The sequence below is a fragment of the Nocardiopsis camelliae genome, assembly GCF_028993595.1.
Classification (GTDB): domain Bacteria; phylum Actinomycetota; class Actinomycetes; order Streptosporangiales; family Streptosporangiaceae; genus Nocardiopsis; species Nocardiopsis dassonvillei.
Genome location: NZ_CP118614.1, coordinates 2874760 through 2898708, shown reverse-complemented (window position 1 = coordinate 2898708; position 23949 = coordinate 2874760). Strand labels below are relative to the sequence as shown.

General features: G+C 74.4%; 18 protein-coding genes and 2 riboswitches. Of the genes, 12 read left to right on the top strand and 6 right to left on the bottom strand.

The genetic code is table 11. From position 1 onward, the window contains the following. Positions 1–206: 206 nt before the first annotated feature. A complete protein-coding gene (locus PV789_RS12605; protein ID WP_274977589.1) occupies positions 207–1541 on the top strand; it encodes a YeeE/YedE family protein in 1335 nt (444 codons plus the stop codon). A gap of 47 nt (positions 1542–1588) precedes the next feature. Further along, positions 1589–2830 (top strand): FAD-dependent oxidoreductase, encoded by a 1242-nt coding sequence (locus PV789_RS12600; protein WP_274977588.1) that lies wholly within the window; start codon positions 1589–1591, stop codon positions 2828–2830. A 145-nt stretch (positions 2831–2975) separates the two neighbouring features. Here PV789_RS12600 and PV789_RS12595 read toward each other — a convergent pair whose 3' ends face one another. Together PV789_RS12595 and PV789_RS12590 are read right to left on the bottom strand one after the other, a co-directional pair. Next, entirely contained in the window at positions 2976–4415 is a 1440-nt protein-coding gene (locus tag PV789_RS12595; RefSeq protein WP_274977587.1) for a TrkH family potassium uptake protein, read from the bottom strand. Next, positions 4412–5251: a response regulator gene (locus PV789_RS12590; protein ID WP_475468621.1), complete on the bottom strand. Its 840-nt coding sequence runs from the start codon at positions 5249–5251 to the stop codon at positions 4412–4414. The genes PV789_RS12595 and PV789_RS12590 overlap by 4 nt, the downstream gene beginning before the upstream one ends. A gap of 276 nt (positions 5252–5527) precedes the next feature. On the opposite strand from PV789_RS12590, the gene PV789_RS12585 reads away from it, so the two are divergent. Further along, a complete protein-coding gene (locus tag PV789_RS12585) occupies positions 5528–8062 on the top strand; it encodes a sensor histidine kinase (RefSeq protein ID WP_274977586.1) in 2535 nt (844 codons plus the stop codon). A 32-nt stretch (positions 8063–8094) separates the two neighbouring features. Here the strand turns inward: PV789_RS12585 and PV789_RS12580 are convergent, their stop codons facing one another. Continuing rightward, positions 8095–8898, bottom strand: coding sequence for a FadR/GntR family transcriptional regulator (locus tag PV789_RS12580; RefSeq protein WP_274977585.1), 804 nt, complete (start codon positions 8896–8898; stop codon positions 8095–8097). 362 nt (positions 8899–9260) lie between these two features. Between PV789_RS12580 and PV789_RS12575 the strand changes: the two genes are divergently transcribed. Further along, positions 9261–10394, top strand: coding sequence for a trans-sulfuration enzyme family protein (locus PV789_RS12575; RefSeq protein ID WP_274977584.1), 1134 nt, complete (start codon positions 9261–9263; stop codon positions 10392–10394). A 35-nt stretch (positions 10395–10429) separates the two neighbouring features. Further along, the gene (gene nhaC, locus PV789_RS12570; protein WP_274977583.1) at positions 10430–11878 is read left to right on the top strand and encodes a Na+/H+ antiporter NhaC; all 1449 of its coding nucleotides are present in this window, start codon (positions 10430–10432) and stop codon (positions 11876–11878) included. A gap of 192 nt (positions 11879–12070) precedes the next feature. Here nhaC and PV789_RS12565 read toward each other — a convergent pair whose 3' ends face one another. Then, positions 12071–12238, bottom strand: coding sequence for a CsbD family protein (locus tag PV789_RS12565; RefSeq protein ID WP_130397637.1), 168 nt, complete (start codon positions 12236–12238; stop codon positions 12071–12073). A gap of 376 nt (positions 12239–12614) precedes the next feature. After that, positions 12615–12822: riboswitch (cobalamin riboswitch) on the top strand. 54 nt (positions 12823–12876) lie between these two features. On the opposite strand from PV789_RS12565, the gene PV789_RS12560 reads away from it, so the two are divergent. Genes PV789_RS12560 through cobM form a run of 4 tightly spaced genes read left to right on the top strand, consistent with a single transcriptional unit; the run spans position 12877 to position 16785 of the window. Further along, positions 12877–13809 carry a ferredoxin-like domain-containing protein gene (locus PV789_RS12560; RefSeq protein WP_274977582.1) on the top strand — a complete coding sequence of 311 codons (933 nt, stop codon included), beginning with the start codon at positions 12877–12879 and terminating at the stop codon, positions 13807–13809. Beyond that, positions 13806–14471, top strand: coding sequence for a precorrin-8X methylmutase (locus PV789_RS12555; protein WP_274977581.1), 666 nt, complete (start codon positions 13806–13808; stop codon positions 14469–14471). The genes PV789_RS12560 and PV789_RS12555 overlap by 4 nt, the downstream gene beginning before the upstream one ends. Beyond that, positions 14468–16039: a precorrin-2 C(20)-methyltransferase gene (locus PV789_RS12550; protein WP_274977580.1), complete on the top strand. Its 1572-nt coding sequence runs from the start codon at positions 14468–14470 to the stop codon at positions 16037–16039. Before PV789_RS12555 ends, PV789_RS12550 begins: the two co-directional genes overlap by 4 nt. Next, positions 16024–16785 (top strand): precorrin-4 C(11)-methyltransferase, encoded by a 762-nt coding sequence (cobM, locus tag PV789_RS12545; protein ID WP_274977579.1) that lies wholly within the window; start codon positions 16024–16026, stop codon positions 16783–16785. Before PV789_RS12550 ends, cobM begins: the two co-directional genes overlap by 16 nt. 283 nt (positions 16786–17068) lie before the next feature. Here cobM and PV789_RS12540 read toward each other — a convergent pair whose 3' ends face one another. Beyond that, positions 17069–17671 carry a Uma2 family endonuclease gene (locus PV789_RS12540; RefSeq protein WP_274977578.1) on the bottom strand — a complete coding sequence of 201 codons (603 nt, stop codon included), beginning with the start codon at positions 17669–17671 and terminating at the stop codon, positions 17069–17071. A gap of 208 nt (positions 17672–17879) precedes the next feature. Beyond that, positions 17880–19223, bottom strand: coding sequence for a precorrin-6Y C5,15-methyltransferase (decarboxylating) subunit CbiT (gene cbiT / locus PV789_RS12535; protein WP_274977577.1), 1344 nt, complete (start codon positions 19221–19223; stop codon positions 17880–17882). A 50-nt stretch (positions 19224–19273) separates the two neighbouring features. Beyond that, positions 19274–19415, top strand: a riboswitch (cobalamin riboswitch). A gap of 34 nt (positions 19416–19449) precedes the next feature. Between cbiT and PV789_RS12530 the strand changes: the two genes are divergently transcribed. From PV789_RS12530 to PV789_RS12520, 3 genes are all read left to right on the top strand, one after another. Continuing rightward, positions 19450–21543: a VWA domain-containing protein gene (locus PV789_RS12530; protein ID WP_274978129.1), complete on the top strand. Its 2094-nt coding sequence runs from the start codon at positions 19450–19452 to the stop codon at positions 21541–21543. Beyond that, the gene (gene cobO / locus PV789_RS12525; protein ID WP_061078750.1) at positions 21543–22157 is read left to right on the top strand and encodes a cob(I)yrinic acid a,c-diamide adenosyltransferase; all 615 of its coding nucleotides are present in this window, start codon (positions 21543–21545) and stop codon (positions 22155–22157) included. The genes PV789_RS12530 and cobO overlap by 1 nt, the downstream gene beginning before the upstream one ends. Positions 22158–22243: 86 nt before the next feature. Next, on the top strand, positions 22244–23854 hold the full coding sequence (locus PV789_RS12520; RefSeq protein WP_274977576.1) for a cobyrinic acid a,c-diamide synthase CobB: 1611 nt from the start codon (positions 22244–22246) through the stop codon (positions 23852–23854). Positions 23855–23949 lie beyond the last annotated feature (95 nt).

The following is a 23949-nucleotide window of genomic DNA, read 5'->3' as shown; positions in this document are numbered from 1 at the left end:
GCATGGTGCTCATCTCCATGTCGCTGACGAGCACCGACGACGGACTCTGTCGCCGCCGGTGCCGCGACGGCGTGCGCTGACCGGGCCCCGTCACCCTCCCCCTGCGCGCGGTCTCCTCCGCGCCCGGCGTCCCCGCGGTACCGGTGTCCCCGTCCCCGTTCGGCCACGGCCGACACCCGCTCCGTCACCGTTTGGACAGCTTCTCCGTGACCACTCACCCCTCCGCGCCTCCCGGCGCCTCCGAACCCGCACCCGCGGACGCCGCACCGGACGCCGCCGCCGCGCCCGTCCCGTCCGCCCTGTCCCTGGGCTGGCGCCCGGCCCTGTCCGTGCCCCAGCCCCGCGCGGCCGAGGCCGAACCGGTCCGCTGGTGGCCGCTCGGCATCGCCCTGGCCGTGGCCGTGGGCCTGGCCGCCTACGTGTGGAACACCCACGGCGCGCTGCCCGCCGTCCTGCTGCTCCTGGGCACGGGTCTGGGCTTCACCCTGTTCCACTCCCGGTTCGGCTTCACCTCCGCCTGGCGGCAGTTCCTCGCCGTGGGCAACGGCACCGGCCTGCGCGCGCACGCCGTGCTGCTGGGCACCACCGCGACCCTGTTCGCCCTGGTCATCGGCACCGGAACCGGGTTGTTCGGCAACGACCCGCAGGCCTCGGCCGGACCGATCGGCATCGCCCTGTTCCTGGGCGCGTTCCTGTTCGGCATCGGCATGCAGCTGGGCGGCGCCTGCGCCTCGGGCACGCTCTTCGCGGTCGGCTCCGGCCAGTCGGCCATCGTCATCACCCTCGTCGGCTTCATCGCGGGATCGGTGATCTACAGCGCCGCGTGGCCGCTGGTCAACGACCTGCCCGCGCTGCCGCCGTTCCTGCTCTCCGACCACGTCGGGTGGGGCGGCTCCTGGGCGATCACCATCGCCGTGCTGGCGGCCGTGGTCGTGGGCACCCGCCTCGTGCAGAACCGCCGCGTCCCGCCGCCCGTGGGCACGCCGCCCTCGGCGCGGGGCCTGCTGCGCGTGGTCCGGGGCAGCTGGCCCATGATCGTCGGCGCCCTGGTGCTGTCGGTGCTCGGCGCGGCGGTGCTGCTGGTCTCCGGCGGCGCCTGGGGCGTCACCTCCGCCTTCAACCTGTGGGGCGCCAAGGCGCTCCAGCTGGTGGGCGCGCACCCCGAGACCTGGGCGTTCTGGAACCAGCCCCAGCAGGCCGCGCAGCTCGCCGGTCCGGTGCTCCAGGACAAGACCAGCCTGACCAACATCGGCATCATCCTCGGCGCCGCCGTGGCCGCGGCCGCCGCCGGGGCGTGGAAGCTGCACACCGGCCTGAGCTGGAAGCTGGTCGCCGCCGGACTCCTGGGCGGCATCCTCATGGGCATCGGCGCGCGTCTGGCGGGCGGCTGCAACATCGGCGCCTACCTGGCCGGAATCGGTTCGGGCAGCCTGCACGGGTGGCTGTGGGCGGTCTTCGCCCTGGCCGGGACCTGGGCGGGGCTGCGGGCCCGCAGCCTGTTCGGTCTGGGAGTGCCCAAGCCGGGCGACAGCGTCTGCTGAACCCGGGCGCGGCGGTCGCCGCGGCACCGCTGACGGGGGGACGGACAATGGACGACGCGGAACACGTGCACGACGTGGTGGTGGTCGGCGGCGGGCAGGCCGGGCTCGCCGCGGGGTACTTCCTGCGGCGGGCCGGGCTCGACTTCGCCGTCCTGGACGCGGGTGAGGCGCCGGGCGGGTCCTGGACCGAGTACTGGGACTCACTGCGGCTGTTCTCCCCCGCCGAGCACAGCATGCTGCCGGGCTGGTGGATGCCGGCCGAGGAGGGCCGGGAGTACCCCGGCGCGGGGCACGTGGCCCGCTACCTGGCCGAGTACGAGCGCCGCTACGAGCTTCCCGTGCGCCGCCCGGTCCGCGTGGAGGCGGTCGAACGGGAGGACGGGGCCCTGCGCGTGCTCGCCCGGGAGGGGACCGGGCGCGGGCTCCCGTCGGGGACGCCCCGCTCCGCGGCGGAGCGGCCCGTGGACGGCGGCGGGCGGCAGGAGGGGGGAACGCGCGGCGGACCCCCACCGGCCGCTCCCGGTTCCCCCGGTTCCACTGGTTCCCCCGGCTCCCCCGCCGGGACTCCCCCGCTGCTGGTCTGGCGCGCCCGCCACGTCATCAGCGCCACCGGCACCTGGCGGGCGCCGCACGTCCCCGGCGCTCCGGGCCGGGAGCTGTTCGCGGGCAGGCAGCTGCACACGGTCGACTACCGGGGGCCGGAGGAGTTCGCCGGGCAGCGGGTCGTGGTCGTGGGCGGCGGCAACTCCGCGGCCCAGATCCTCGCCGAACTGTCCGAGGTGGCCGAGACCACCTGGGCCACCGCGCGCCCGCCCCGGTTCATGCCCGACGACCTGGACGGGCGCGCCCTGTTCGACATCGCCACCCGCGCGCAGCGGGCGGCGCAGCGGGGCGAGCGGGCCCCGGAGGGCGTCGGCGGCCTCGGGGACATCGTGGCGGTGCCGAGGGTCCGCGAGGCGCGCGAGCGCGGCGCGCTCAAGGCCGAGCCGATGTTCGACCGCCTCACCCGCACCGGTGTGGCCTGGAACGACGGCACGGCCCTGGACTGCGACGCCGTCCTGTGGTGCACGGGGTTCCGGCCGGTGCTGGACCACCTGGCCCCGCTGGGGCTGGTGGACGACCGGGGCCGGATCGCGCTGGAGGGAACCCGCTCCGTGGCCGAACCCCGGCTGTTCCTGCTGGGCTACGGGGACTGGACCGGTGCCGCGTCGGCCACCCTCATCGGTGCCGGGCGCACGGCCAAGGCCACCGTCGCCGAGATCACCGCCGCCCTCGCCCGGCAGGGGTGAAACTTCCCTTCGGCAGCCGCGCCCGCCACCGGCGTGACAGCGGACAGGAGCGGGGACGCGGCTCCAGCGTCCCGTGCACCGCTGACCGTTCACCTCTGACCGCGCGCTGGCCAGCGCCTACGGCTGAACGATCACCGCTGACCGCTCAACCGACGATCGGCCGCTCCTCGGGCAGCTCGTACAGGCGCGGGCGGCGGCGCAGCGCCAGGGCCGAGGCCAGCGTGATCGGCCCGATCCTGCCCACGAACATCAAGAACATCAGCACCGCATGCCCCAGCAACGGCAGATCGGCCGTGATGCCGGTGGACAGCCCGACCGTGGCGAAGGCCGACGTCGTCTCGAACAGGATCTGGTCCAGGGTGAACGGGGTGATCGTCATCAGCGTCAGCGTCCCCGCCAGCACCAAACCCAGCGCCAGCAGCACCACCGTGGTCGCCTGCGAGGTGGTGCCCTCGGCCAGGCGGCGGCCCGACACGTGGACCGTGGGCTCACCGCGCACGTTGGCGTAGATCACGAAGGCCAGCACGGCGAAGGTCGTCACCTTGATGCCCCCGGCCGTGCCCGCGCTGCCGCCGCCGACGAACATCAGGATGTCGGTGACCAGCAGCGTCTGGGTGTTCATCTGTCCGAAGTCGAGGCTGTTGAAGCCCGCCGTGCGCGGCATCACCGACTGGAAGAAGGCGGTGAGCAGCTTCCCGCGCAGGTCGAGCCCGCCCATGGTCGCCGGGTTGGTCCACTCCAGGGCCAGGAAGGCCGCGAACCCCACCACGAGCAGCAGCCCCGTCATCACCAGGGTGATCTTCACGTGCAGTGTCCAGTGGCGGTGCTCGGCCCGGCGCCGGGTGAAGCGCCACAGTTCCACCCACACCGGGAACCCGAGCCCTCCGGCCAGGACCCCCAGGGCCACCGGGACCGTGATCCACGGGTCCTCGGCGAACCCCGTGAGGCTGTCGGCGTAGAGCGCGAACCCGGCGTTGTTGAAGGCCGAGACGGCGTGGAAGACGCCCGTGTAGACGGCCTCGGGCAGGGGCAGCCCGTACCCCAGCCACCAGCGCAGCGTCAGCGCCACCGCCAGGGCCGTCTCGAACACCACCGTCACCACCAGGACCCCGGTGACCAGCTGGCGCACCTCGCCCAGCGTGACCACCTTGGCCTCCGAGCCGGTGCGCACCGCCATCCGCAGCCCGAGCTGCCGCCCGACCACCAGGGTCAGGACGGTGGCCAGCGCCATGATGCCGAACCCGCCGACCTGGATCAGGGCCAGGATCACCGCCTCGCCCAGCCCCGACCAGTAGGAGGCGGTGTCCACCACCGCCAGGCCGGTCACGCTGGCCGCCGAGGTGGCGGTGAACAGGGCCGTGTCGAAGGGCGCGCGCTCCCCGGTGCCGGTGGCGGCGGGCAGCGACAGCAGGCCCGCGCCGACCAGGATCAGGGCGGCGAAGGCCGCCGCCGTGAGCTGCGGCGGCTTGATCCATGCGGACAGGTCGCGCAGTCTCCGGTCCGCGCGGGCACCGGCGCGGACCGGGTTCCGCGGGGCCCGCCGGTGCCGCGGGCCCGTCGGGTGCTGACCGGTTCCCGTTCTCACCGGCCGTTCTCCCGGCTACCCGCCCCGGATTCCAGGCCGCCCGCCCCGGCCTCCCGGTCCTCCGGCCCGCTCTCACAGCATTCCGACCCGGACGCTCCCCCGGCGGCCCCTCCCCAGGCGCCGCCACCGCCGGGCCGGAACCGGTAGCCCAGTCCGGGTTCGGTGAGGAAGTAGCGCGGCCGGGGCGGGTCCGGCTCCAGGCGCTGGCGGATCTTGGTCATGAACACCCGCAGGTAGTTGGTCTCGCGCCCGTACGCGGGCCCCCACACCTCGTTGAGCAGGTGCTTGTGGGTGACCAGGCGGTCGGGGTTGCGCGCCAGCACCTCCACGATGTGCCACTGGCGCGGCGTCAGCCGCACCGGCTCACCGCCGCGCAGGACCTGCTTGGCGGCCAGGTCCACCGTGAAGTCGGCGGTGACCACCGGCGCCGCGTACTCGGGCACCGCGGAACGGCGCATGGCCGCGCGCACCCGGGCGAACAGCTCGTCCATCCCGAAGGGCTTGATGACGTAGTCGTCGGCGCCCAGGTCCAGCGCCCGGACCTTCATCGGCTCGGTGTCGCGCCCCGAGAGCACGACCACCGGCACGTCCGTCCACCCGCGCAGCCCCCGCAGAACCTCCAGGCCGTCCATCCCGGACAGGCCCAGGTCGAGCAGGAGCAGGTCGGGGCGGTGGCGGGCCACCAGCCGCAGCGCGTGCTCACCGGTGTCGGCCAGGTAGGCCGTGTAGCCGCGGGCCCGCAGGTTCACCTCCAGCGTCCTGCGGATGAGGGGGTCGTCGTCGACGACCAGGACCGAGGGCGCTCCGTCCGCGCCGGTGCCGGTGTCCGTGTCCATGCTGGTCCGTGTCTCCCCCGTTCGGACGCCCCGGGCGGGGCCCCGCGTTCACGATGCTAGGCGCGCCGCGTCGGCGGACGGCGGCGGTGCGGGCGCCGTGTCCGCAGGTCGCGACGGCACCGGCGCCGCGACGACTCCGCGCGGCGCGGCCGGTACGAGAGGCACGCTAACGCTCCCTCCCGGCCCCGGCGCCGGATTTAGCGCCCCGTTAGCAGTGAAATGTCCGAAAGCACCTCCGTGACCAGTCAGGATGGGGAGGCCGGAAGGGGGCACACGATGACACGCGGCCACTTGCGCGTCTACCTGGGCGCGGCGCCCGGTGTCGGCAAGACCTACCGGATGCTGGACGAGGCGCACCGGCGCCGCGACCGCGGCGCCGACGTGGTCATCGGGTTCGTGGAGAGCCACGGCCGGGCGATGACCGAGGCGATGGTGGACGACTTGGAGACGGTCCCGCGCGCGGTCCTGACCCACCGGGGCGCCCGCCTGGAGGAGATGGACCTGGACGCCGTGCTGGCCCGCCGCCCGCAGGTCGTCCTCGTGGACGACCTCGCGCACGCCAACGCCCCCGGGGCGCGCAACGCCCGGCGCTGGCAGGACATCGAGGCCCTGCTGGAGGCGGGGATCACGGTGCTGTCCACGCTCGACGTGCAGCATCTGGAGTCGCTCAACGACGTCGTCGAGCGCGTCACCGGCACCCGCCAGAGCGAGACCGTACCCGACGCGTGGGTGCGCGGGGCCGACCAGATCGAACTCGTGGACATGACGCCCGAGGCCCTGCGGCGGCGGCTCGCGCACGGCAACGTCTACGGCCCCGACCGGATCGACGCCGCGCTGGGCCACCGGTTCCGGGTCGACACCCTGACCGCCCTGCGCGAGCTGGCGCTGCTGTGGCTGGCCGGACGCGTGGACGACGAGCTGAGGCGCCACCGGGGCGGGCACCGCGCGGCCCCGGCGTGGCAGACCCGCGAACGCGTGGTCGTGGGCCTGAGCGGAGGCCCCGGCGGGGAGGCGCTGATCCGCCGGGCCGCCCGGATCGCGGGGCGCGGCGAGGGGGTCGAACTGCTGGCCGTGCACGTGGCGCTCGGCGACGGCCCGGTGGGCGCCGACCCCGCCATGCTCGCCCGGCAGCGGGTGCTGGTGGAGGACCTGGGCGGCACCTACCACCAGGTCCTGGGCGAGGACGTGCCCGCCGCGCTGACCGCGTTCGCCCAGGGGGCGGACGCCACCCAGCTGGTGCTGGGCGCGAGCGGCCGGGGCAGGCTCGCCCGTCTGCTGCGGCCGGGGGTGGGCGCGGCCACCGCGGCGCTGTCGGAGTCCATCGACGTCCACCTGGTCACCCTGGAGGAGGCCGAGCGCGGTTCCGGGCGGACGCGCTCGGGCGCGGTCTCGCGCCGCCGCAGGCTGGCGGGGTACGCGCTGGCGCTCACCGCGCTGGCGCTGCTGGTGTTCAGCACCGGAGTCCCCCACAGCGAGGAGTACCTCAGCGGCGGAATCCTGCTGGTGTTCGCCACGGTGACGGCGACGGCGCTGGTCGGCGGGCTGTGGCCCGCGCTGGCCGCGGCGTTCAGCGGGTTCGTGGTGCTCAACCTCTTCTTCACCGAGCCGTACGAGACCCTCGTGGTCAACCAGCCGGGCAACCTGCTCACCCTCGTCGTGTTCGTGTTCGTGGCCGTGGCCGTGAGCGTGGTGGTCGACCAGGCCGCGCGGCGCACCCGCGAGGCGGCGCGGGCCAGTGCCGAGGCCCAGACCCTGGCCACGGTGGCCGGAAGCGTGCTGCGGGGTTCGCGGCCCCTGGAGGCGCTGCTGGAGAGGCTGCGCGAGACCTTCTCCCTGGAGTCGGTCGCCCTGCTGGAGCGCAGGCCGCAGGCCTCCTCCCGGCCCGACCACCGCAACGACCCGGCCGCGTGGGAGGCGGTCGCCTATGTCGGGGAGCGCCCCCGCGGGGCCCCGGGCGGGGCCGACGCGGACGTGCCGGTGGACGAGGGGCTGACCCTGGTGCTGCACGGGCACCGGCCGCGCGCGGGCGAGCGGCGCATCATCGAGGCCTTCGCCGCGCAGGCCGCCGTCGCGCTGCGCCAGGAGCGGCTGGCCCAGGAGGCGGCCGCGGCCGGGACGCTGGCGGAGGCGGACCGGATGCGCACCGCGCTGCTGGCCGCGGTCAGCCACGACCTGCGTGCCCCCCTGGCCTCGGCCAAGGCGTCGGTGACCAGTCTGCGCAGCCGGGAGGTGCGCTTCAGCGAGGAGGTCCAGGCCGAACTGCTGGCCACGGCGGACGAGTCCCTGGACCGCCTGACCCGGCTGGTGACCGACCTGCTGGACATGAGCCGCCTCCAGGCGGGCGTGCTGGGCGTGACGGTCACGGGCCTGTCGCTGCGCGAGTCGGTGTTCGCGGTCCTGGACGACCTGGGCGGACAGGGGTGCGCCGTGCGGGTGCGGGTGCCCGAGGAACTGCCGGAGGTCGCGGCAGACCCCGGCCTGCTGGAGCGGGTGCTGGCCAACGTGGTGGGCAACGCCCTGCGCTTCAGCCCGCCCGACCGGCCGCCCTCGGTCACCGCCTCCTGGACGGGCGACCAGGTGGAACTGCTGGTGAACGACCACGGGCCGGGGGTGCCCGAGCACGAGCGCGAGCGCATGTTCGTGCCCTTCCAGCGGCTCGGGGACACCGACGGATCCACGGGGCTCGGGCTGGGCCTGGCGCTCTCGCGCGGGCTCATGGAGGCCATGGGGGGCTCGCTGCTGCCCGAGACCACCCCGGGCGGCGGGCTGACGCTGCGCCTGACCCTGCCCGTGGCGGGGGCGGCGGGTTAGGGCGCTCCACCGGAGCGGCGACCAGAGTCCCGTCAGTCCCGGTCCTCGCGCGCCCCCTCCGCCTTGGGGCGGGTCTCGATCTCGCGCAGGGTGACCTGGAGGTGCTCCTCCATCGCCGCCACCGCGCGGGCGGGGTCGCCGCTCAGCACCGCCTCCAGCACCTCCTCGTGTTCGGTCGCCGACACCGTCGGGTCCTGCGCCGTGGCCAGGAACCGGCGGTGGCTCTGCTCGCGGCTGTCGGCCAGGGACCGTTCGAGCGCGTCCAGGATCTGGGTGAGGCTCCGGTTGCCCGAGGCCGCGATCAGGGCCTGGTGGAAGGCGAAGTCGGTGCGCACGCGGTTGGGCACGTCCAGGGGCGCGGCGCGCATGTCGGCGATGGCCCGGCGTGCCCGGGCGATGTCCTCGCGGGTCTGCTCCTCCTCCGGCCCGGCGATGCGCTGCGCGGCCAGCCGGGCGCCGTGCACCTCCAGCGCCTTGCGGATCTCGGTGAACTCCATCAGCGCCCGGCGGTCGCGCAGCACCGACAGGGCAACGAAGTTCTCCACCGGCAGGGCGTTGGGCGAGGCGATGACCGCGGGCTTGCCCTGGCGGCGGTGGATCAGGCCCTTGGCCTCCAGGGTCCTCAGCGCCTCGCGCAGCACGACCCGGCTCACCCCGAAGCGTTCGGCCAGTTCCTTCTCCGAGGGCAGCTGGCTGCCCGGCTGCGCGTCGGGGCCCACGCACAGCTCCTCCACGAAGGCGACGACCTGAGAGGTCAGCGAGTTCGGTCGGGCGTGCCGCGGCTGGGACCGGCCCGCGAGCCCTTCGCCCTGGGTTCCCGGCGACGCTGATCCCATCGTGTACGCCTCGTCCTTCACTGGAGGGATGTGCCGAATCCTCAGCGTACAGACGCCGGGGCCCGCGGGCGGACCGGCGCCACCCCATTGACTACCTAGCAGCTTGTACTACAAGATGACCGCACCGGCACGGGCCCGCGTCGTCTCGACCGCGCGGCCCTGCCGAGAGCACGCGTGCGAGCGGTGTGTCCGACCCCGGACGGCCGCCGACCGCACCGACACGAGCGCGGGCACCGCCCGCGCACGGGCGGCGACGGCGGGCGCGGCGGCGGGTCGGAAACCCTCCCCCCGCCGCGCCCGCACGACCGCGCCCACGAGCCGACCGGAGGGCAACGGTGGACAGGTCCGACAGGGAAATCTGCATGAGCGCGTGGGAGGGGGCGGAGAACGTCCACGGCGCGGTCGCCCCTCCGGTGTTCCAGACCAGCATTTTCACCAAACCCTCGTTCGAGGCGTTCATCGAAGAGCAGGAACAGGAACACGAGAGGTACGTCTACAGCCGCGGCGCCAATCCCACGGTCGCCTTTCTGGAGGAGAGGCTGGCCCTTCTGGAGCGCGGCGAGGCCTGTAAGTGCTTCGGTTCCGGAATGGGCGCCATCAGCGCCGTTCTGATGAGCCTGCTGCGCGGTGGGGACCACATCCTCTTCGTCAACAGCACCTACGGCCCGGCCCTGGAGATGGCCGAGCACCTGCGCGGTTTCGGCATCGACCACACCGTGCTCCCCGACGGCACCTCCGACATCGAGGAGCACCTGCGGGAGAACACGGCGCTGGTCTACGTCGAGAGCCCCGGGACCATGCTGATGAAGGTCCTGGACGTGGCCGCGATCACCCGCACCGCCCGGGCCCGGGGGATCTGGACCGTGATGGACAACACCTGGTCCACGCCGCTCTTCCAGAAGCCGATCCTGGCCGGGGTGGACATCGTCATCCACTCGTGCACCAAGTACATCGGCGGTCACAGCGACGTCCTCGGCGGGGCGGTGATCGGCCCCGCCTCCTTCGTGCGCGACCTCTTCTACACCGGGTTCCAGCTCCTGGGCTCGGTCATGTCGGCCGTCGAGGCGTCGATGGTGCTGCGCGGGCTGCGGACGCTGCCGATCAGGATGGCCGAGCACGAGCGCAGCGCCGTGCGGGTCATCGACTACCTGGCGACCCGGCCCGAGGTGGCGGCGATCCACCACCCCCACCACGACCACCGGCCCGACGACCCCCTGATCAGGAACCAGTTCAGCGGTTTCTCCGGGCTGCTCAGTTTCGACCTGAAGGACCCCTCCTTCGAGAAGGTCGCGGCCTTCGTCAACCGTTTGTCGCTGTTCCGGATCGGCGCGAGCTGGGGCGGCTACGAAAGCCTGGTCACCGCACCCGTTCGGCCCGGAAACGAGGAGGCGATGCGGGAGAAGGGATTCTCACCCGGAATGGTCCGCCTCTCCGTGGGCCTGGAAGGGGCCGACAGCCAGATCGAGGATCTCGAAAGGGCCTTCACCGCACTGTAGAAGACCGAAAGCGGTCATCACCGAGAGGAAAGTAGATGGCTAACCCCCCGGACGAGAACGTCCGCCGACCCGGCGTGGCGGCGGCGTGCGTCCCCGTGGTCATCACCGTCGCGATTCTGGTCGGCGGCATCGGCGTCCTGAAGTACCCCGCCGAGCTCATGCTCATCTTCGCGGGGGTGGTGTTCGCCGTCTTCGCGCTCTGGCACGGCGTGCGCTGGGACGACGTGCTGACGAACATGGGCGACAAGCTCAAGAGCGCCCTGCCCGCGGTCCTGATCCTGCTCAGCATCGGCATGCTCATCGGCTCGTGGATGATCGCCGGAACGATCCCCCTCATGGTCTACTACGGCCTTGAGCTCATCAACCCGTCCTACCTGTACGTGCTGGCCTTCCTGGCCACCGCGCTGGTCTCCACCTTCACCGGCACATCCTGGGGTTCGGGCGGCACGATCGGGGTCGCCCTGATCGGGGTGGCCCAGACGATGGACGCGTCGCTGGCGATCACGGCGGGCGCGGTCGTGTCCGGCGCCTACTTCGGGGACAAGCTCTCGCCGCTGTCGGACACCACCAACATGAGCTCGCTCGCGGCGGGCGCCAACCTGTACGAGCACATCCGGCACATGCTCTACACGGCCGTGCCCTCGTCGGTGCTGGCCGCCGTCGTCTTCCTGCTCGCGGGCACCACCATCACCGCCTCGCCCGCCGGCCTGGGCGGCGTCGACGAGGTCGTCACCGAGCTGAACGGGTTGTTCACCCTCAACCCGCTGCTGCTGATCCCGGCGGTTGTCGTGCTCGCCGGATCCATCATGAGGAAACCGCCGCTGGTCGTGCTGTTCGCGTCGTCCATGACGGCGCTGCTGATCGCGCTGCTGGTCCAGGGTGCGAGCGCGGGCGACCTGTTCGCCGCGGTCGTCTCCGGCTTCACCACCGACATGCTGCCGCAGGGGGACGGGGTCTCCGACGTCCTGGCCGAGCTGGTGAACCGGGGCGGTCTCTACTCGATGTACAACTCGGCGTTCTTCGTCTTCTGCGCCTTCTTCTTCGCCTCGGCGCTGGAGAAGTCGGGCGTGCTGCGGGTCCTGCTGGAGGGGCTCATCGCCAAGCTGCGGTCCACTGGCAGCCTCATCCTCACCACCCTGCTCTCCGGCTTCACCATCATCAACGGCACCTCCAACGCCCTGGTGACCTTCTTCCTGGTCAAGGACGTCTACGGCGACGCCTACCGGGCCAGGAACCTGCACCCGGTCAACCTGTCGCGCAGCATGGAGGACTCGGTCACGATCACCGAGGTGCTGATGCCGTGGACGGTGTCGGGCGTCTTCTTCGCCACGACCCTGGGCGTGGCCAACTTCGAGTTCCTGCCGTGGGCGGTGTTCAACTGGGGCGGTTTCCTGTTCTCCGCCCTGATCGCCTTCCTGGCACCGCTGACCCGGGGCTTCGGCATCCGCCGCATCGAACCGGAGCAGGAGCGCTCCACGACGTGAGCCCCGCCCGGGGCGGCCACGCGAAAGGGGAGCGGAGCACGTGCGAGGCACGTGCTCCGCTCCCCTCGGGCGTGAGGCGGCCGGGTCGGCGGCCCCGGCGGGGCGGGGGCTCGCGGCCCTCCCCGTCCGGCCGGCCGGGCGGGAGGCGCCCGCTGGCAGGGGGCCGTTCGCGACCGTCCGCGAAGGCGGCACCTACCGGCCCTTCTTCATGTCCTCCTTGCCCTGGCGCAAGCGCCCCTTGGCCATCTCGGCGCGTCCCTCGTTCTTCATGCGGTCGTTGCCGGTGGCCTTGCCGGTGGTCTCCTTGGCCTTGCCCTTGACCATCTCGGCCTGGCTGCGACCCTTCTCACTGGCGCTCATGCTCTTCCTCCTTCGGTGGTCCCCGTGAGAGCGGCGTACTGGTGTGAACCGCCCTTGGCCCGTCCCACTGCCCGAAACAGGAAACCCTAAAATCCCCGCAAAGCCCCCGTAAGGCTCCACACCCGCCGTCACCACCGCTGTCGCGCTCGAACACGTACCGGAATCAGGCCCGAAAACACGCGCCGCCGCGGGCCGGGGCACCGCCGCTTTCGGTCGCGGACAGCCCCGCGGGGCGCCTTTCGGCGCCGTGTGCCAGGGCGCCGCCTCCGGGAGCGGGCCGCGTTCGCGGGCCTCCGGACTCCGCCACGGCGCCCGGGGCGGCGCCGGTCCGCGGCCCTTGGAGGGAAGGCCCCCGGACCTGGCCCGGGAGGGGAACGGTACCCTCGTCGAGCCAGTCGAACTCCACCTCGTGGGGCAGGGAACCCGGTGCGAATCCGGGACTGACGCGCAGCGGTGAGGGTGACGGGCGGGCACGCCCCGGGGACGCGGTTCCCCGGGACAGCCACTGGAGCGCAACGCTCCGGGAAGGCGCTCCGCACCGGTCGATCCCGAGTCCGAAGACCTGCTGGCGCTGGCGGTGACGGGCCGCCAGGTCGACCGCGGACCCCGCGAACGGGTCCCTGACCAGAAGGACGCGCATGCCCCCGATGGGTTCCCCATCCCCATCCCCCACCGTCCGCGCCCGGCGCGACCGCTGCCCGGGCGCCCTGCGGCCCTGGCCCGCAGACGACGGGCTGCTGGTGCGGCTCCGGCTCGTCGGCGGCAGGCTTCCCGTCCGTTCGCTGCGCGCCCTGGCCGCCGTGGCCCAGGAGTACGGCGACGGCCGGATCCACGTCACCGGCCGGGCCAACGTGCAGCTGCGCGCCCTGCCCGGAGACGGGGGGCGGCTGTCCCCCGAGGTGCTCCGGGCCCTGGAGGGGACAGGCCTGCTGCCCTCGCCCTCCCACGAACTGGTCCGCAACGTCATGGTCTCCCCGTGCACGGGACTGGCGGGCGGGAAGGCAGACCTGCGCCCCGTGGCCGCCGAGCTGGACACTCTGTTGTGCGCCGAACCGCACCGCGCCGCCCTGCCCGGCCGCTTCCTCTTCGCCCTGGACGACGGAAGCGGCGACCTGCTGGAGCGCCCCTGCGACCTGGGGATCGTCGCCCTCGACGCGCACACCGCCCAGCTCAGGGTCGGCGAGCACTGGGGCCCGCTGACGCCGCTGGACGAGGCCGCGGCCGCGCTCGTGCACCTCGCCGACCGGTTCCTGGAGCGGCGCGTCGACGGCCCCGACGCCCCCTGGCACGTCGCCGAACTCCCCTCGCCCCTGACCGACCCGGCACCGCCGGACCCGCGGCTGCCCGACCGCGCGCCGCCGCTGCCGTACGGCCTACTGCCCGGGATCGGACGGCACGTCCCCGTGTCCGAGGACGGCCTGGACCGGGCCGCCGCCGAAGCGCTCGCCGCCGAAGCCGTCGGGGCCGGTTCCGGTGAACTCGTCGTCACGCCGTGGCGCGCCGTGCTCGTTCCCGGAGGGCACGGAATCGTTCCCGGACAGCCCGACCACGTCCCCGGGGAGGCGCGGTGACCTCCCCCAGAAGACCGAACCGGCACTACGGGTACGTCGACGACGGTCCCGCCATCTACGCCGACTCCTTCGCCACCATCCGGCGCGAGGCCCGGCTCGACCACCTGCCCGCCAACGCCGAGCGGCTCGCCGTGCGGATGATCCACGGCACCGGCCAGGTCGACCTCGCCGACGACCTCGTCGTCCACCCCGACCTGGTTCCCGCGGCGCGCGCCGCCCTCCGGGCCGGTGCGCCGATCCTGTGCGACGCGCGCATGGTGGCCTCCGGCGTGACCGCGAGCCGCCTGCCCAGCGACAACGAGGTGCTCTGCCTCCTGGGCGACGAACGGGTGCCCGGCCTGGCCCGGGAGTGGGGCACCACCCGCACGGCCGCCGCGGTGTCGCTGTGGGAGCCGCTGCTCGACGGCGCCGTGGTCGCCGTCGGCAACGCGCCCACCGCCCTGTTCCACCTGCTGGAGATGCTGATCGACGGCGCTCCGCGCCCCGCGGCGATCGTGGGCTGCCCGGTCGGCTTCATCGGCGCCGCCGAGTCCAAGCAGGCGCTGACCGAGCTGTGCGACCGCCACGGCGTCGACGTCCCCTACGTGACCGCACGCGGCCGCCGCGGGGGTTCGGCGATGACCTCCTCGGCCCTCAACGCACTCGCCAAGGAGGAGGAATGACCGGTCGTTTCCACGGCGTCGGCGTCGGCCCGGGCGACCCCGAGCTGATCACCCTCAAGGCGGCCAGGCTCATCGCCGCGGCCGACGTCGTCGCCTACCACGCGGGTGTGGGCAAGGAGTCCAACGCCCGCCGCATCGCCGACGCGCTGATCCCGGAGGGGGTGGTCGAGGAGCGGTTGACGTATCCGGTGACCACCGGGGCGACCGACCATCCGGGCGGCTACGCGGGGGCGCTGGCCGACTTCTACGAGGAGTCCGCCGCGCGGCTGGCCACCCACCTGGACGCCGGGCGCGACGTCGTCCTGCTCTCGGAGGGCGACCCGCTGTTCTACGGGTCGTACATGTACATGCACGACCGGCTGTCCGAGCGCTACCCCACCGAGATCGTGCCGGGCGTCCCGGCGTTCGCCGCCGCCACGGCCGCCGCGGCCGCCCCGCTGGCCCGGCAGACCGACGTGCTCACCGTGCTGCCCGGCACCCTGCCCGAACCGGAACTGGCCCGCCGCCTGGCCGACACCGACGCGGCCGTGGTCATGAAGCTGGGCCGGACCTTCCCGGCCGTGCGCCGCGCCCTGGCAGCGGCGGGTCGGCTGGAGCACGCGGTGTACGTGGAGCGGGCCTCGATGGGCGGGGAGCGGCGGCTGCCGGTGGCCGAGGTCGACCCGGCGACGGTGCCCTACTTCTCCCTGGTGCTGGTGACCGGGGACAGCCGCAACGGCCCGCGCTCCCGGCGGGTCGGCGCGGACGCGCGGGCGCTGACGGAACCGGCGGCCGGGGCGACGCCCGGTTCCGCAGGACCGGCGGCGGGCACGGCGTCCGAGGCCGCCGGACCGGCGGCCGAACTGCTGGTCGTGGGCCTGGGCCCCGGCCCCGGGGACTGGCTCACCCCCGAGGCGAGCGCGGCGCTGGCCGGGGTGGACCACGTGGTGGGCTACGGCCCCTACGTCAACCGGGTCCCGCAGCGCCCCGGGCTGACCCGGCACGCCTCCGGCAACACCGTCGAGCTCCAGCGCGCCCGGTTCGCCCTCGACCTGGCCGGGCGCGGCGAACGCGTGGCCGTGGTCTCCGGCGGGGACGCCGGGGTCTTCGGCATGGCCACCGCCGTGTTCGAGGCGGCCGAGGACCCCGCCTACCGGGGCGTGCCCGTCCGGGTGGTGCCGGGGGTGAGCGCCGTCCAGGCGGTCGCGGCCCGCGCGGGCGCCCCCGTGGGCGGCGACTTCGCGGTGATGAGCCTGTCGGACCGCCTCAAACCGTGGGAGGTGGTCGAGCGGCGGCTGCGCGCCGTCGCCGAGGCCGACCTGGCTCTGGCCGTCTACAACCCCGCCTCCCGGTCCCGGACCGAGCAGATCGTCACCGCGCGCCGCATCCTGCTGGAGCACCGCAAACCCGACACCGTGGTCGTGGTCGGCCGCGACGTGGGCCGCGAAGGCGAGTCCCTGACGGTGACCACTCTGGGCGAACTCGACCCGGCCGCCGTGGACATGCGCTGCCTGCTCATCGTCGGCGCGTCCGGAACCCGGGTCACCGGGTCGGGCCGCGTGTGGACCCCCAGGTGGGTGAAGCCGTGACCGTGCACTTCGTGGGCGCGGGGCCCGGCGCCGCCGACCTGCTGACCGTGCGCGCCACGCGCATGCTCGCCGGGGCCGACGTGGTCCTCTACCCCGGCACCTACCTGGACCCGCAGGTCCTGACGCACTGCGCGCCCGGCGCGGAACTGGTGGACACCCAGGGCCTGGACCTGGACCGCATCACCGACCACCTGGTCCGCGCGCACGCCGCGGGCCGCGACGTCGTACGGCTCACCTCCGGCGACCCGTCGCTGTACTCGGCGCTGGCCGAGCAGACCCGCAGGCTCGACGCGCACGGCGTTGCGTGGGACGTCACGCCCGGGGTGCCCGCGTACGCGGCCGCCTCGGCGCTGGCGGGGCGGGAGCTGACCGTGCCGCTGGTGGCCCAGTCGGTGGTGCTGACCCGGACGCGGGCCCGCTCGACCGCCATGCCCGGGACCGAGTCACTGGCCGCGTTCGCCGCGACCCGGGCCACGCTGGTGCTGCACCTGGCGATCCGGCGGGTGCGCGAGCTGATGGCCGAGATCGAACCCGAGTACGGCGGCGACTGCCCGGTGGTCGTGGTGTACCGGGCCAGCCAGCCGGGCGAGGCGGTGCTGCGCGGCACGGTCTCCACCGTGGCAGACGCGGTGGAGGAGGCCGGGTTCCGTCAGGCGGCGGTGATCCTGGTGGGGCGGGCGCTCGATCCGGAGAGGGGTGGTGAGTCCTACCTCTACGACCCGGCCCGGCCGCGGGTCAGCGGATAGGGAGGGCTCCGAAGGGGTTCCGGAGGTCCCGCGGGCGGGGTCGCGTAGGGGGGCGTGCGCGGGGGCCGAGGGCTCCCGTGCCTCCGGCGCCTGGGCGCGAAGCGGCGCAGCGGAGGGTCAGGGCAGCACCGCCAGGCACTACTGGGTGACCGTGCGGGCGGGCGTCCAGCCGGTGAACACGCCGATGGGCGCGGTGGTCTCGACGGCGATCCGGGTCAGCTCGTCCCCGTGGCGCCGGTGAGGGGCGGTCGGACCGGCCCGCCCCCTGCCCGGATCGTCGGTGTCAGCGGACGAACCGCTTGAGTGCTTCGGTGTCCAACGTGACGTCGGCTCCGGGGATCTGGACGGCCTCACCGTAGGGATGGGTGCTCCGGTCCAGGTACTGGCCGCGGACGGGTCGGCTGTGGACCACGACGGCATCGGCGTCCCGGTCCACCAGCAGGTAGACGCCGATACCGGTAGCCGCATAGGCGGCGGGCTTCTCGACACGGTCGCGGGCATGGGTGTCGGCGTCCCAGGAGGTGACCTCGACCACGGCCAGGACACCCTCCGGGTCGGCCCATTCGCCCGCCCGGTCGAAGTGGCCGACCGGGGCGAGGATGCCGTCGGGGCGGGCACGCCCGTTGCGGTAGGTGTCGACCTTGATCCCCAGTCCGCTGGTGATGAGGTCCAGGTCAGGACGGTGAGCGATGAACTCACGCATCAGCCACGCGAGGATCCCCGCGTGCGCTCCGTCGGTCACCTTGTGGACCCAGACCTTCCCGTTGAACATCTCCATACGAACACGGTCGGCCTCGAACGCCTGTCCGGCGAGGTGCTCGAACAGCTCCGGGCTCATCGGAAGCGCTGGTGTTCCGGGCGGCGGGTGGTGCTCTACGACGGTCATGAAGCCCCCTGGGTGATGTCCGTGGTGGTGAGCGACGACGCGGACACGGCTTCTGGCCAGAGTAACGCCGGGGAAGGGCCGAAGGTACGTCCGAAGCGGAAATCCGAGAAGCCCAAGCCCTACCGGGCGCCGGAAAGCGGACCGCACCGCCGCCACGGTGTGCCACATCCGCCCCGGCCGGGAGCGGCCGACCAGCCCGGGGGCGCGGTCACTCCGGTCGTTGCCGGGAGGGCGTGACCAGGCACCACTGGGTGACCGTACGGGCGGGCGTCCAGCCGGTGAACGCGCCGATGGGCGCGGTGGTCTCGACGGCGATCCGGGTCAGCTCGCCCCCGTGGCGCCGATGGGCGTCGGCGAGCAGGTGCTCGGTCTCCAGCGTCACCCCGTGCACCACGATCCGACCTCCCGGCCGCAGCGCCCCAAGGCAGGCGTCGAGCACGCCCGGCCGGGTCGCGCCGCCGCCGACGAACACCGCGTCGGGCGCGGGCAGCCCGGCCAGCGCGTCCGGCGCGCGGCCGGTGACCACCTCCAGACCAGGAACGCCGAGGCGGCCCGCGTTGCGGCCGATCCGCGCGGCCCGTCCGGGGTGGGCCTCCACCGCCGTGGCGGTGCAGGAGGGGTGGGCGCGCATCCACTCGACGCCGACCGATCCCGCGCCCGCGCCCACGTCCCACAGGTGCTGGCCGGGTGAGGGCGCCAGGCGGGCCAGCGCCGAGGCGCGCAGGTCGCGCTTGGTGAGCTGCCCGTCGTGTTCGAAGGCGTCGTCGGGCAGCCCCGCGACCAGGCCGTATCCGGGCGGGCCGAGGAGTTCCAGGGCCAGCACGTGCAGCGGGGGCACCGTGCCGGGAGATGAGGCGAGCCAGTGGTCGGCGGTAGTCTCCAGGCGCGATTCGGAGTCCGCGCCCAGGTCGCCCAGTACGGTCATCCGGCTGGCGCCGTAGCCCGCGCCGACCAGCAGGGCGGCGACCGCGGCGGGGGTGGCGCCGTCGGAGGAGAGCACCAGGACGCGGTGGCCGGGGGCGAGCTGGCGCAGCAGCAGGCGGGGGTCGCGGCCGACCAGGCCCACCACGGCGCAGCGTTCGGCGGGCCAGCCCATGCGGGCGCGGGCCAGGGCGACCGAGGAGACGGCGGGCTCCACCCGCACGGCGTCCGCGCCCAGCAGGTCGATCAGGGTGGTGGCGATACCGGACACCAGGGGGTCGCCGGAGGCCAGCGCCACTGTGGAGGGGGTGTCAGGGGAGGCGCTGCGGGTGGAAGCGGTGTCGGCGGAAGCGGGGCCAGCGGACGCGCCGCCGGTGGACGCACTGCCGGCTGAGACGGCGTCGAGTGAGGCCAGCAGTGGCGGCAGGCCCTCGCGCAGGGGTGAGGGCCAGGCCCGGCGGCGCTGCCGGGGCCGGTCGGGGAGCATCGACAGATGCCTGCGCCCGCCCAGCACGGTGTCGGCGGCCAGGACGAGTGCGCGCAGCCGCTCGGGCAGACCGGACCAGCCGTCCGCACCGATGCCGACGACGGTGATCCTGGGTTCGGGGGGAGGGGGCGCGTCATCCTTCATTCCTCGGACGCTATCGTGGCGGCAGGCGTGAGGTGCCCCAACGGCCCAGCCATCGGAAACGGTGGGGACGGCCGACGGGGAGAATCTGGGAAGCCCGGTGAGACTCCGGCACAGGCCCGCTGCGGTGAACCGAGCCTTCCGTCCAGGAAGGACCCGGCAAGTCCGAAGACCGGCCTCGCGCCCGTCCCTTACCGATGGCGACATGAGCGGGAGCCTCTACATGCCATTGCGGTCACCGCACTACCCCTTTTCCGCGATCGTCGGCTGCGACGCCGAGGAACTCGACGACCTGGGCCTGTCCCTCGTCCTCACCAGCGTCTCGCCGGAGATCGGCGGCGTCCTGGTGCGCGGCGAGAAGGGCACCGCCAAGTCCACCGCGGTCCGCGCCCTGGCCTCCCTCCTGCCGCCCGTCGACGTCTACCAGGGCGACCGGTTCTCCGTGGACCCCGCCGACCCGGCGCAGCACTCCCCCGACGGGCCCTTCGGGTCCGGCACGGCCGTGGAGAGCCGCCCGGTGCGCCTGGTCGAACTGCCCGTCGGCGCCACCGAGGACCGCGTCCTGGGCTCCCTGCACCTGGAGCAGGCCCTCACCCACGGCAGGGTCGCCTACGAACCCGGTCTGCTGGCCCGGGCCCACCGCGGCATCCTCTACGTCGACGAGGTCAACCTCCTGCACGACCACCTGGTGGACCTGCTCCTGGACGCCGCCGCCACCGGCCGGGTCACCGTGGAGCGCGACGGGTTCTCCGTGGAGCACGCGGCCCGGTTCCTGCTCATCGGCACCATGAACCCCGAGGAGGGCGAGCTGCGCCCGCAACTCCTGGACCGGTTCGGGCTCACCGTCGAGGTCGCCGCGCCGTCCGAGCCCGCGACCCGCGCCGAGGTGGTGCGCAGGCGCATGTCCCACGACGCCGACCCCGCCGCCTTCGCCGGTCGCTACCACGAGGCGGAGAAGGCCCTGGCCGAACGCATCGCGGCGGCCCGGGAGGCGCTGGGCCGGGTGCGCCTGTCCGAGGCGGCGCTGCTGAAGATCGCCGAGGTGTGCGCGGCCTACGACGTGGACGGCCTGCGCGCCGACATCGTGACCGCGCGCACGGCGATGGCGCACGCGGCCTGGGCGGGCCGGACCCGGGTCACCCGGGCCGACATCCGCCGCGCCGCCACGCTCGCCCTGCCGCACCGGCGCCGACGCAACCCCTTCGACGCGCCGGGACTGGACGAGGAGCTCCTGGACCGGATCCTGGGCGACGAGGAACCGCCGCCCGACCCCCCGGAGCCGCCGGGCCCGCGGGGAAGCGACGACGGCGACGGTTCCGAAGCCCCGTCGGACGCACAGGACCCACAGGACCCCTCCGACGACGCCGGTCCCCCGGATCACTCCGGGGGCGCCGGGGACGCCGAGACACCCGGCGCCGAAGAGCCCGACCGGGAGCACTCCCCCGCCTCCGCCGAGCACGCCCCCGACGACGCCGAGGACGACTCCCCCGAGCACCGCCCCTCCGGCGCCCCACCGGCCACCGCCAGGGCCGCCGCCCCCTACCGGACCCGGCTGCTCACCGTGCGGGGCTCCGGCGAGGGCGCCGACGGCAGGCGCAGCCGGGCCGTGGGCACGCGGGGCCGCCGGATCGGCGCCGCCGCGCCCGGACGGGGTTCGGGCAGCGCGGTCCACCTGGTGGAGACCGTGCGGGCCGCCGCGCTGCGGCCCCAGCACGGCGGCCGCCTGCGGCTGCGCCCCCGCGACCTGCGCGTCGCGGTCCGCGAGGGGCAGGAGACCAACCTGGTGCTGTTCTGCGTGGACGCCTCCGGCTCCATGGCGGCGCGCAGGCGCATGACCGAGGTCAAGACCGCGATCCTGTCCCTGCTCCTGGACGCCTACCGGCGCCGCGACAAGGTCGGCCTGGTCACCTTCCGGGGGCGCGAGGCCGAACTCGCCCTGCCGCCGACCCGGTCGGTGGACGTGGCCGCCGCCCGCCTCGACGACCTGCCCGCCGGGGGGCGCACCCCGCTGGCCGAGGGCCTGGAGGAGGCGGCCCGCGTCCTGCGCCGCGAGCGGCTGCGGGACCCGAGGCTGCGCCCGCTCCTGGTCGTGGTCACCGACGGCCGGGCCACCGGCGGCAAGGGTGCGGTGGGCCGCGCGATGGCCGCCGCCGACCACGTCGCCGGACTGGGCGTGACCACCGTCGTGGTGGACGGCGAGTCCGGGCCGCTGCGCCTGGGCCTGGCCGCCGCCCTGGCCGCCCGTCTGGGCGCCGACCACATGCCCGTCAGCGAGGTCAGCGCCGACGCGCTGGGCACCGCCGTACGAGAGAGGGCCGCCTGATGCCCAAGGGACAGCCGCTCGTCGTCCCCGACGACGGGCTCACCACGCGCCAGCGCCGCAACCAGCCCCTGTTCGCCGTGCACACCGGTGACGGCAAGGGCAAGTCGACCGCCGCGTTCGGCCTCGCGCTGCGCGGCTGGAACCAGGGCTGGCGGATCGGGGTGTTCCAGTTCGTCAAGTCGGCGAAGTGGCGCATCGGCGAGCAGACCGTGCTGGAACGCCTGGGCGAACTGCACGAGCAGACCGGCGAGGGCGGCCCGGTCGAGTGGCACAAGATGGGTTCGGGCTGGTCGTGGAGCCGCCGCAAGGGCGACGCCGAGGACCACGCGGCGGACGCCGCCGAGGGCTGGGCGGAGATTCGGCGAAGGCTCGCCGACCAGACGCACGACCTGCTCATCCTCGACGAGTTCACCTACCCGCTCAACTGGGGCTGGGTCGATGTCGAGGACGTCCTGGCCGCCCTGCGGGACCGCCCCGGCCGCCAGCACGTGGTGATCACCGGCCGCCGCGCCGACCCGCGGCTGCTGGAGGCCGCCGACCTGGTCACCGAGATGACCAAGGTCAAGCACCCCATGGACGCCGGGCGCAAGGGGCAACGGGGGATCGAGTGGTGACCTCCCCCGGAGCTTGCGGGGGTTCGGCGGGAGACCGGGACACCGGGAGACCGGGGTCGGCCGGGCCGACGGCGCTGCCCCGGCTGATGATCGCCGCTCCCATGACGGGGCAGGGCAAGACCACGGTCGCGACCGGGCTGATGGCGGCGCTGCGCGACGCCGGGCACGCGGTGAGCGGGCACAAGGTGGGGCCCGACTACATCGACCCCGGATACCACGCCCTGGCCACCGGGCGTCCGGGCCGCAACCTGGACCCGCACCTGGTCGGCGAGGAACGCGTGGTGCCGCTGCTGCTGCACGGGGCGCGCGGCGCGGACGTCGCCGTCGTCGAGGGGGTCATGGGCCTGCACGACGGGCGGCTGGGCACCGACGGGTTCGCCTCGTCCGCGCACGTCGCGGCCCTGACGCGGACACCGGTGGTACTGGTGGTGGACGTGTCGCGGATGTCGCGTTCGGTGGGCGCTCTGGTGGCGGGGATGGCCGCCTACGACCCGGCGGTCGAGGTGGTCGGGGTGATCCTCAACCAGGCGGGTTCGGCGCGCAACGTCGCCGAGATCATCCGGGCCACGCACCTGCCGGTCCTGGGCGTGGTCCACCGCGACGAGCGGCTCGCCAGCCCGTCCCGGCACCTGGGGCTGGTCCCGGCGTCGGAGCGGGCGGAGTCGGCGCGCGTGGTCGAACGGCTCGGGGAGCACGTCGCGCGCCAGGTGGACCTGGACGCGCTGCTCGCCGTGGCCCGCTCCGCGCCCGCGTTGGAGGCCCGCCCGTGGGATCCTGCACGGGCGCTGGGGGCACCCGCTACGGGGGCCTCGCCCGGGGGCCCGGCGCGGGAGACGTCAGTTCCCGGTACTCCGCTCGGAGACCCGGCATGGGCGCGGGAGAACTCGGGTCCCGGTGCCCAGCTCGAAGACCCGGCGCGGGCACGGGAGAACTCGGGTCCCGGTACTCCCCTGGGAGGTCCGACATGGGCGCGGGAGGCGTCCCGCGCTTCCCACGCCGCACACACAGACCATGAGCCCCACACGGCTCGTGTCCCCGGCGGCCCCTGTGGTCGTCACACAGCCCACACGGACCACGGCCCCCACGAGCCCCCCGTGCCTCGGCGGCCGGTGGTCGCGGTGGCGGGCGGCCGGGCCTTCACCTTCCGCTACGCCGAGACCGAGGAACTGCTCGCCGCCGCCGGGTGCGAGGTCGTCGCCTTCGATCCGCTGGGCGACACCGCGCTGCCCCCGGGCACCCGGGGCGTCTACCTCGGCGGCGGCTTCCCGGAGGTCTACGCCGGTGAGCTCGCCGCCAACCGCGGCCTGCTGACCCAGTTGCGCGAGGCGGTGCGGGAGGGGGTGCCGACCGTCGCCGAGTGCGCGGGCCTGCTCTACCTGGCCGAGTCTCTGGACGGCGAGCCCATGGCCGGGGCCGTCCCCGCGCGCGCCCGGATGACGGGGCGGCTCACCCTGCGCTACCCCGAGGCGGTCTCACCGGGGGACACCCTGCTGACCCGGGCCGGGGAGCGGGTCACCGGGCACGAGTTCCACCGCACCGCGACGACCCCCGGCGCCTGCGGCGACCGTCCGGCGTGGGAGATCGGGGGCGCGCCGGAGGGCTTCGCCTCGCCGACGCTGCACGCCTCCTACCTGCACGTCCACTGGGCCGGTCACCCCCGGCTCGCCGCCCGCTTCGCGGAAGCCGTGCGCGCGTAGCACCCGTTCCGGTCCCCGACGGACCGTTCCTCCTGACGGCCCGCGCCGGACCGGCCGAAACCGCCGCCTTTTCCGGTCAGGCCGGGTGCGACCGC